Origin of the sequence: Stenotrophomonas sp. YIM B13575 (genome assembly GCF_042787595.1) — a bacterium.
Lineage (GTDB): Bacteria > Pseudomonadota > Gammaproteobacteria > Xanthomonadales > Xanthomonadaceae > Stenotrophomonas > Stenotrophomonas lactitubi_B.
The window spans coordinates 1-3,868 of the sequence record NZ_JBHZOP010000186.1 but is presented as its reverse complement, the minus strand read 5'-3'; the positions used below and the strand labels follow the sequence as shown (position 1 = coordinate 3,868).

Here is a 3,868-nt window from a genome sequence, read left to right as displayed (position 1 = left end):
TGGGTCCGGTGGCGGGGGGCGCTGCAAGTACGTCCATGTAAGCTCGGTCGCCGCATCCATGCGGCTCACGCCCCCGCCACCGGACCCACCCCGCCTTCGACAGATTTCCGCGATCTGTCGGAATGGCATGGCCTGCTCCTGGTGGGTGTCGACCATGCTGCTGTTGGTGGGTGTCGACCTTGGTCGACACAGTAGATCCACGCCATGCGTGGATGGATGTCGGAAGGATCGAGAAGGATGACGTAATCGGCCTGCCTTGCAGGGCCACGCTGCAATTGCATGGTTTTCGACTTTTCCAATGATTCTCATTGAAGCGACGAGGGCTGTCGTGGACATCATGAGAGGCCATCGACAACGGATGGCACGGGCTTGCAATCCCGTTTGACTGCCTTGTTGTTTACGCTTGCCTGCCGGCGTTGCGCGCGTGTTCCTGCGTGGCGTCCGGCAGGCAATCCGTCCGTGCGTTTTATGGCGGGCGGTGCGTGGGGGCTTCGCGCCCGCCGGCGTTCTTGAGGCAGTCACCGGTATTGCAACCACTCACCGCCCGCCACCCTCGCCTTCGCGTGGGTGGCCTCCTGCCTTGCGCACAAGGACTGACGACATGACCGCATCCCGCTATCCCTTCCTGTTCGCCACGCTGGGCGATGCCGCCGCCAGCATCCCCGATGAGCTGGCGCAGGCGCTGGAAACCACGCTGTCCGCCCCTGCGACCGGCCCTACGGACAACGGCTTCACCCTGCTGGGTTGCCTCAAGCGCATCCGCCAGGGCGAAGGTGCCGATGGTCAGCCGTGGCCGAGCCGCTGGCATACACCTGGCCAACGTGTGGCGCTGGCCCGCATCGACCGCGCCAATGCCGGGCTGATCCTGCTGCTGGAGATGCTGCACGCCAGTGAGCGCGTGCGCGTGGACGGCGAAGAAGTGCAGCAGATAGGCGATGACATCCGCGAAGGACTGCTGCTGGCCTGCCGTGGTTTGTCCGAATACATGGGTACGCAGTTGCCGGCCGTCTAGCAAATGCCCAGTAGATCCACGCCATGCGTGGATAGGCTGTTGTGGAGTCGAGCCATGCTCGACTCACGCGCGCAGCGCGAACAGCAGCCGAGCATGGGCTCGGCTCTACCAGCCCGCGGCGGATGTCCTGGTTCTTGCGGGGTCAGAGCCCTTTGCTCGGCAAAGGGATCCGACCGTAACCGGTCAGTCAGGCCGAGGCGTACCGCACGGCCGTGCCGATCCAGCGCTGCACCACGCGATCTGCAAGCGCCGGTTGCTGCGCCAGCAGGCGTTCGGCCAGCGCATGCACACCCGGCAGCAGGCCCGCATCGCGCGCCAGATCGGCGATGCGGAAACCGGCCAGGCCGGTCTGCCGGGTGCCCAGCAGTTCGCCGGGACCGCGCAGTTCCAGATCCTTCTCGGCGATGACGAAACCGTCGTTGGTCTCGCGCATGGTCTGCAGGCGTTCGCGCGCCATCTGCGAGAGCGGTGCCTGGTACAGCAGCACGCAGCGCGACACCGCCGAACCACGCCCGACGCGGCCACGCAGCTGGTGCAACTGGGCCAGGCCCAGGCGCTCGGCATTCTCGATCACCATCAGCGAGGCGTTGGGCACGTCCACGCCAACTTCGATCACGGTGGTGGCTACCAGCAGATCGATGTCGCCGGCCTTGAACGCGACCATCGTCGCCAGCTTCTCGGCCGCTTTCAGCCGGCCATGCACCAGCCCCACGCGCACGCCAGGCAGCAGCGCCTGCAGCGATTCGTAGGTGGCCTGCGCGGGCGTGGCATCCAGCTCTTCGCTTTCTTCGATGAGCGTGCATACCCAATAGACCTGCCGCCCTTCCTGGCATGCCAGGGCGATGCGCTCGATCAGCTCGGGGCGACGATCATTGTTCAGTGCCACGGTCTGCACCGGCGTGCGGCCCGGCGGCAGCTCGTCGATGGCCGATACATCCAGGTCGGCGTACTCGGACATCGCCAGCGTGCGCGGAATCGGCGTGGCGGTCATCACCAGCTGGTGCGGCACGTTGTTGCCGCCCTTGCCCTTGTCGCGCAGCGCAAGCCGCTGGTGCACGCCGAAGCGGTGCTGCTCGTCGACGATGGCCAGGGCCAGATCCTGGAACACCACCGCTTCCTGCATCAGCGCGTGGGTGCCCACCACCACCTGCGCTTCGCCGTTGGCGACCTGCTCCATCACCTTCGCGCGCGCCTTGCCGGTGACCTTGCCGGCCAACCAGGCAATGCGGACGCCCAGCGGCTCCAGCCAGCCGCGCAGGTTGTTGAGATGTTGTTCGGCCAGCAGTTCGGTGGGGGCAGCCAATGCGACCTGCTTGCCCTGCTCCACCGCCAGCATCGCCGCCAACGCGGCCACTACTGTCTTGCCCGAGCCGACGTCGCCCTGCACCAGCCGCAGCATCGGGCTGGGGCGCGCGAGGTCTTCGCGGATCTGCTTGAACACGCGCGCCTGCGCACCGGTCAACGCGAATGGCAGCTGCTTGAGCAGCGCCTTGGCCAGCTTGCCGGGGCCGGCCAGCGGCGGTGCGTGATGCGCCTGCAGCGCAATGCGCTGGCGACGCAGGCTGAGGTGGTGGGCCAGCAGTTCTTCCATCGCCAGCCGGCGCTGCGCCGGATGGGTGCCGGCAGCGAGCGCGGCCAGGTCTGCATCCGGCGGCGGCTGATGAACGGTCAGCAGCGCACTGCGCAGTGATGGCAGGCCGAGGCCATCGAGCCAGCCTGTCGGCAACAGTTCCAGCGTGCTTTCTTCCAGAAGGCGATCAAGTGCCTGGCCGATCAGCTTGCGCATCGTCATCGGGCCGACGCCTTCGACGGTGGGATACACCGGGTCGAGGCGGTCGCCGAGATCGGGATCGTCATTGCGCCCCAGCACCTGGTAACTGGGATGGACGATCTCCAACCCCAGGTGCCCCGGCTTGGGCGTGCCGAAGCAGCGCAGCCGGTTGCCGACCGCGAACTGGCCGACCTGCTGCTGGCGGAAATGGAAGAAGCGCAGCACCAGAGTGCCCTGCCCTTCGTCCTCCACCGCCACCTTCAGCATCGGCCGGTAGCGCATGCCGCGCTCGACGGCGACCACCCGCACTTCCACCTGCGCCGGAATGCCGTTGCGCAGGTCTTCGATGCGGGTCAGCCGGGTGCGGTCTTCATAGCGCAGCGGCAGGTGCAGCCACAGATCCTGCAGGGTGGCCAGGCCACGCGCCTGCAGCTTGGCGGCCACGGCCGGACCGACGCCGGCAAGCATCGCAAGCGATGCTTCACCGGACGGTGCCAGTGCCGGGGTGACCGCCGCCTTGCGTGCCACGTGGCGGTCAGTCGATGACCATCACCGCGTCAACCTCGAAGTTGGCGCCCTTCGGCAGGCCGGAGACTTCGATGGTGGAACGGGCCGGGAACGGGGCCTGGAAATAGCCCTGCATCACGGCGTTGACCTTGGCGAATTCGGCCAGGTCGGTCAGGTACAGGCCGAGGCGCACGACCTTGTCCAGCGAACCGCCAGCAGCTTCGGCCACGGCCTTGAGGTTGTCGAAGGCACGACGGGCCTGTGCTTCGACGTCACCCACGCCGACGATGTCGCCGGTGGCCGGGTCGAGCGGAATCTGGCCGGAGAAATACACGGTGTTGCCGGCGCGCACGGCCTGCGAGTACGGGCCGATGGCGGCCGGGGCCTTTTCGGTGTTGATGATCTGGCGGGACATGGGTCGCTCCGGTGCGTTGGGGGAAAACAGAGCGGTGATTGTACCGGGTGGGGGTGCATCCACGCATGGCGTGGATCTACCGCGCCGCTTCGGTAGCGCCGGGCCATGCCCGGCGGCATTTGATTCATGCCGCGCTGCGCGCTCGCCGGGCATGGCCCGGCGC

Annotated in this window: 3 protein-coding genes; 1 reads left to right on the top strand and 2 read right to left on the bottom strand. The window is 67.2% G+C overall.

Annotated elements, in window-relative coordinates; translation table 11 throughout:
* Positions 1–601: 601 nt before the first annotated feature.
* Positions 602–1,012, top strand: a complete 411-nt coding sequence (locus ACFX4F_RS20580) for a hypothetical protein (protein ID WP_099820815.1) — start codon at positions 602–604, stop codon at positions 1,010–1,012.
* 187 nt (positions 1,013–1,199) lie between these two features.
* Here the strand turns inward: ACFX4F_RS20580 and recG are convergent, their stop codons facing one another.
* Both recG and ACFX4F_RS20570 read right to left on the bottom strand, forming a co-directional pair.
* Complete coding sequence (recG, locus tag ACFX4F_RS20575) at positions 1,200–3,311, bottom strand: ATP-dependent DNA helicase RecG (RefSeq protein WP_380658207.1); 2,112 nt, start codon at positions 3,309–3,311, stop codon at positions 1,200–1,202.
* Positions 3,312–3,318: 7 nt separating this feature from the next.
* On the bottom strand, positions 3,319–3,705 hold the full coding sequence (locus tag ACFX4F_RS20570) for a RidA family protein (protein ID WP_059064987.1): 387 nt from the start codon (positions 3,703–3,705) through the stop codon (positions 3,319–3,321).
* Positions 3,706–3,868 lie beyond the last annotated feature (163 nt).